This window comes from Kitasatospora sp. NPDC029312 (assembly GCF_055569215.1).
Map to the genome: position 1 here is coordinate 1 of NZ_JBVHXY010000039.1, position 5,367 is coordinate 5,367.

General features: G+C 71.5%; 6 protein-coding genes and 1 tRNA gene. 6 read left to right on the plus strand and 1 reads right to left on the minus strand.

Features of this window, described 5'->3' with window-relative positions:
* The 3 genes from ACZ4WV_RS27010 to ACZ4WV_RS27020 form a co-directional block, all read left to right on the plus strand.
* The coding region (locus ACZ4WV_RS27010) for an acyl-CoA dehydrogenase family protein (protein ID WP_157849844.1) at window positions 1-96 on the plus strand (96 nt) is incomplete at its 5' end.
* 112 nt (window positions 97-208) lie between these two features.
* Window positions 209-952, plus strand: coding sequence for a TetR family transcriptional regulator (locus ACZ4WV_RS27015; protein ID WP_465751047.1), 744 nt, complete (start codon window positions 209-211; stop codon window positions 950-952).
* Between the two features lie 425 nt (window positions 953-1,377).
* Window positions 1,378-1,647, plus strand: coding sequence for a hypothetical protein (locus tag ACZ4WV_RS27020; RefSeq protein WP_465751049.1), 270 nt, complete (start codon window positions 1,378-1,380; stop codon window positions 1,645-1,647).
* 146 nt (window positions 1,648-1,793) lie between these two features.
* Here ACZ4WV_RS27020 and ACZ4WV_RS27025 read toward each other — a convergent pair.
* Window positions 1,794-1,881, minus strand: a tRNA-Leu gene (locus ACZ4WV_RS27025).
* A gap of 291 nt (window positions 1,882-2,172) precedes the next feature.
* Between ACZ4WV_RS27025 and ACZ4WV_RS27030 the strand changes: the two genes are divergently transcribed.
* The 3 genes from ACZ4WV_RS27030 to ACZ4WV_RS27040 all read left to right on the plus strand — a co-directional run bounded on the left by ACZ4WV_RS27030 (window position 2,173) and on the right by ACZ4WV_RS27040 (window position 5,264).
* Window positions 2,173-3,504, plus strand: coding sequence for a M20/M25/M40 family metallo-hydrolase (locus tag ACZ4WV_RS27030; protein WP_465751051.1), 1,332 nt, complete (start codon window positions 2,173-2,175; stop codon window positions 3,502-3,504).
* 333 nt (window positions 3,505-3,837) lie between these two features.
* Window positions 3,838-4,083: a chaplin gene (locus ACZ4WV_RS27035; protein ID WP_465751052.1), complete on the plus strand. Its 246-nt coding sequence runs from the start codon at window positions 3,838-3,840 to the stop codon at window positions 4,081-4,083.
* Between the two features lie 347 nt (window positions 4,084-4,430).
* Window positions 4,431-5,264, plus strand: coding sequence for a chaplin (locus tag ACZ4WV_RS27040; RefSeq protein WP_465751054.1), 834 nt, complete (start codon window positions 4,431-4,433; stop codon window positions 5,262-5,264).
* The last annotated feature ends 103 nt before the right edge of the window (window positions 5,265-5,367 follow it).

Below are 5,367 nucleotides of genomic sequence, written 5' to 3' on the forward strand. Positions count from 1 at the left end.
CCGGTGGAGCGGATGATGCGGGACGCGAAGATCACCCAGATCTACGAGGGCACCAACCAGGTCCAGCGCATCGTGATGGCCCGCAACCTCCCCTAGGGCGTGATGTGTCAGACACGCCCTAACGGCGCCACGACGCACCCCGGCGGCCGGGCCGGTCAGCCCCCGGCCGTCGGGGCCGCCCCGCCGCCCCGATGCTAAGTTCCGGAGAATGAGTGAGAAGGAAGAGCAGGACGTGCCCATGAACGACGGGCCCGCGAAGCCGGCGATGCGCGAGGCGCTGGTGGCCGCGGCCTTCGAGCTCTTCCTCGAGCGCGGCTTCGAGCAGACGACGGTCGACGACATCGTCTCGCTCGCGGGCGTCGGCCGACGCTCCTTCTTCCGCTACTTCCCGGCCAAGGAGGACGTGGTCTTCCCCGACCACGAGCGCAGCCTCGCCGAGATGACGGAGTTCCTGGACTCCGGCACCGGCGAGGAGGACCCGGTCAAGCACGCCTGTGACGCCGCCCGCCTGGTCCTGCGGATGTACGCCGAGCAGCCCTCCTTCTCCGTCCAGCGCTACCGCCTCACCCGCAAGGTGCCCGGCCTGCGGGCGTACGAGCTCTCGGTGGTCTGGCGCTACGAGCACACCCTCGCCGCCTACCTGCGCGGCCGCTTCGCCGACCGCCCGGACGGCCCGCTGCGCGCCGACGTGATCGCCGCCGCGGTGGTCTCCGCGCACAACCACGCCCTGCGCACCTGGCTGCGCTCAGGCGGTGAGAGCGACTGGGTGGCCGAGGTGGACGCGGCGATGGCCTTCGTCACCACCACCTGGAGCGACCGCCCCGCCGGCACCGCTCCGGACGGCGAGGGCCCGGCCGACGACGTGGTGGTCCTGGTCGCCAGCCGCCGCGCCCCGCTGTGGCGGATGGTCCAGGGCATCGAGAGCGCCCTGGGCGACACCCATCGGGTCTGACCCCGTCCGCCGGCCTCGTCAACTCACCCTCGGACGCCCCCGGTTCACCCATCTTCAGCGCGAGCGTGCTGTCCCTCGGCGGTGGATCGGCGCGGCCCGACAACAGTTCCCATGCGACCGACCCTTGTAACGGCCCGTTCGAATGACGCTGACGGGCCCCACGACGAGGTCCGGGCGGTCGGGGCCGAGCGACGACGAGCGGGCCGGCCAGGCACCCGGGTGTCCCGGGCCTGCTCCGGCCGACTGATCCTGCCGACCATCACCTGATCCGTATTTCTGCTGGTAGCAACGGCGATTCTGACGGGACGTGAGGTCGCTACCGGTGCGCCGCCGGTTGCGAGGCGCTGCGGGGCGTGGCTGTCTGAATCGCGGCGGGGTCGACCGGCGCCGCCACTTCAACACCGAACTCCGTGGAGGAGATTCTCATGCGTGCTCTCAAGCGTGTCCTGGCCGTCAGCGCCCTCACCGCCCCGCTCGTGATCGGCTGTGCCGGCCTGGCCTCGGCCCAGGAAGGCTTGGACGCGAACTGGGGCAAGGGCCAGTTCGTCGCGAACCAGAACGGTGCCGGCGTCGCGGGCAGCGAGTCCCACGTCGGTGCGGACGGGCTCTCGCACGCCGACTACTGGATCTGGGCCGACGACAACGGCGTCTCCGGCTCCTTCATGGGTTCGGGCGCCACCTACGTCACCGGCTGACCTTGCCCCTGCTGCCGAGGGCGTGACACCGCCCCGGAGGTGGCTCCCCGAGCCCACCGCAACCGACGAAGCGGGCCCCGCCTCCCCGGCGAGGGCCCGCTCCTGATGAAACGCGAAGGGCCCCTGATGATCAGGGGCCCTTCCGCTGGTGTCCGAGGGGGGACTTGAACCCCCACGCCCGATAAAGGGCACTAGCACCTCAAGCTAGCGCGTCTGCCATTCCGCCACCCGGACCGGGTGTCGTCCTCGCGGCTTCCGATCTCTCGTCCGTCGCGCTGACAGGTGTAACTGTAGCAAAGATCGGCTTGAGCTCCCAAAACGGCTCCGGACGGGGGAGCGGGGCCGGTGGCGGGGGCAAGGGGCGGTCTGTGGCGGCGGCGTGACCAGCGGGTTTCGGGGCCGTGCGGGGGGTGGATCGGGATGGGGGGCTGGGAGAGGATGGGCGGACGTGCTCGTACGGCCCGGGTGCAGGTCCTGGGGGTGGCGCGCTGGTGCGTCGGTGCGGGCCCAAGACGAGGAGTGACCGTGAGCGAGCGGAGCGAGTCGGCGGCGCCGAAGGTGACGGCTGAGTCGGAGGTCGCCGGGATCTGTCGCGATCTGATCCGGATCGACACCAGCAACTACGGTGACGGGTCGGGGCCGGGCGAGCGCAAGGCGGCCGAGTACGTGGCCGAGCAGCTCGCGGAGTTCGGGATCGAGCCGCAGATCCTCGAGTCGGCCAAGGGGCGAGCCTCCACCGTGGTCCGGATCGAGGGCGAGGACCGGTCCCGTCCGGGCCTGCTGATCCACGGCCACACCGACGTGGTGCCCGCCAACGCCGCGGACTGGACGCACGACCCCTTCGGCGGCGAGATCGCGGACGGCTGCGTCTGGGGCCGCGGCGCGGTCGACATGAAGGACATGGACGCGATGACCCTCGCGGTCATCCGCGACCGGCTGCGCACCGGCCGCAAGCCCCCGCGCGACATCGTGCTGGCCTTCCTGGCGGACGAGGAGGCGGGCGGCACCTACGGCGCCCGCTTCCTGGTGGACCAGCACCCGGAGCTGTTCGAGGGCGTGACGGAGGCCATCGGCGAGGTCGGCGGCTTCTCCTTCACCGTCAACGACCAGGTCCGTCTCTACCTGGTGGAGACGGCCGAGAAGGGCATGCACTGGATGCGCCTGACGGTCGAGGGCCGGGCCGGGCACGGCTCGATGGAGAATGACGACAACGCGATCACCGAGCTGTGCGAGGCGGTCGCCCGGCTCGGCCGGCACAAGTTCCCGCTGCGGATCACCAAGACCGTCCGGGCCTTCCTGGACGAGCTGTCCGACGCGCTCGGGGTCGAGCTGGACCCGGAGAACATGGAGGAGACGCTGCGCGTCCTCGGCGGCATCGCCAAGATGATCGGCACCACGCTGCGCAACACCGCCCAGCCGACCATGCTGGGCGCCGGCTACAAGGTGAACGTGATCCCCGGCCAGGCCACCGCGCACGTGGACGGGCGCTTCCTGCCCGGCTACGAGGAGGAGTTCCTCGCCGAGCTGGACAGCGTGCTCGGTCCGCGGGTGAAGCGGGAGAGCCTGCACTCGGACCGGGCGATCGAGACGGGCTTCGACGGCGCGCTGGTCGAGGCGATGCAGACGGCGCTGCGGGCCGAGGACCCGATCGCCCGGGCGGTGCCGTACTGCCTGTCGGGCGGTACGGACGCCAAGTCCTTCCAGGACCTCGGGATCCGCTGCTTCGGCTTCGCTCCGCTGCAGCTGCCGCCGGAGCTGGACTTCGCCGGGATGTTCCACGGCGTGGACGAGCGGGTGCCGGTGGACGGGCTGAGGTTCGGCGTCCGCGTGCTGGACCGCTTCATCGACGCCTGCTGACCGCCGCGCGCGGTCAGGCGCCTGGCCTGCGCTTGATTGTGCGCCTGCTCGTGCGCCTGGTCGTGCGCCCCGTCATGAGCGTCTGATCACGTGACTCGGTCGGCCCGCTCCCGGAGTCCTGGGGGCGGGCCGACCGCATTGTCAGAGCGCATGATTGTGGGATGGGTTCCAGGAGATCAACAGAAACGCTTCTCCTATGCAGTTCCGCGCCGATCGTCTGTGCGAACCCTCACCGTTGCGGGTGAATGGCAAATCTGTTCCGTACCCCGTTTGCCGCAGCGTCGTTCTCCCTGTGCAGCCCGCCGAACGGGTTGCGTTGTCCATACAGGAGGAATGATGAAGCTCAAGAAGATCGCCGCTGTCGCCGCCGCCACCGGTGGCCTGGTGCTCGCTGCCGCCGGTGTCGCGTCCGCTCACGGCGGTGCCGCTGCCGATGGTGTGGCCGCCGGCTCCCCGGGTGTCGTCTCGGGCGACCAGATCCAGGTTCCGGTCCACATCCCGGCGAACGTCTGTGGCAACACCGTCAACGTGATCGGCCTGCTGAACCCGGCGTTCGGCAACCACTGCGCCAACGCCTGAGCCGATCTCCGGGCCGCTGAGGCCCGTTGAGTCGACTCCCACCCCGGCCCCCGGGCGGCGGACACGCCGCACCGGGGGTCTTCGCGTGGCGGGGGCGTCCCGCACGCCGATCGGGCGGGGATTGGCAACACCCGGGCGCCGTCTTCGCTCGATCAGGTGAAGCGGGGTCGTTTGGCTCAACCTTGCCGTTGGCTTCTCGTTAACTCTGTGCAGTCGAAGACCTTGGGTGATTTCCGGTTATACAGAAATTCCGACTTTCATAAGGTTCACGTCAAGGTCGCCACGTCGTTTCGAAAACGTCAGGGGAAAACATGAGGAATGTAGCCAAGAAGGGGATCCTCACTGCCGTGGCCACCGGCAGTGTGCTGGCCTCGACCGCCGGCTACGCCTATGCGGGCGCCGAGGCGCAGGGAGGTGCGGCAGGCTCGCCGGGCGTCGCCTCGGGCAACTCGGTCCAGGTGCCCGTCGAGGTGCCGATCAATGCCTGCGGCAACACGGTCGACGTGATCGGCGCGCTGAACCCCGCCTTCGGCAACCGTTGCGCCAACGCCGGCACCAGCCGCCACACGGCCCCGCCGCCCGTCCACGTCGCTCAGCCCGGTGACAGCGGCAGCTCCAACGCCGGCAGCGGCAGTTCCAACGCCGGCGGCTCCGGCACCGACGCGCACCGGGGCCCCACCGCCTCGGGCGCCTCCGCCAGTGGTGTCGCGGCCGGCTCGCCCGGCGTGATCTCCGGCAACAGCGTCCAGGCCCCGGTGCACGTCCCGGTCAACGCCTGTGGCAACTCGGTGAACGTCGTCGGTGCCGCGAACCCGGCCTTCGGCAACTCCTGCGGCAACGTGGCCCAGCCGGCCCCGAAGCCGACCGACGACCGCCCCGAGGACCACAACCCCTCCACCCCGCCGCCCAGCGGCGGTGAGTCCAGCCAGGGCGGTGGGCACACCAGCGGTTCGCCCACCAGCAGCACCCCGGCCACCGCCCCGGCGGCTGGCAGCGTCACCCAGGCCGTTCCGGCCGCCGCCCGGACCAGCGCTCCGGTCACCCCCGTCGCGCAGCCCGTCGCGAGCAGCCAGCTGGCCTCCACCGGCGCCGGCGGCGTCGAGATGTACGGCGCCGCCGGGCTCGCGCTGCTGATCGGCGGCGGCGTGCTCTACCGCCGCGCCCGCGCCGGCGCCCGCTGAGCGACCGAGCGCTCGGCGGCACCGGGGGGGGGGGGGGGGGGGGGGGGGGGGGGGGGGGGGGGGGGGGGGGGGGGGGGGTGGGTGGGGGGGGGGGGGGTGGTCG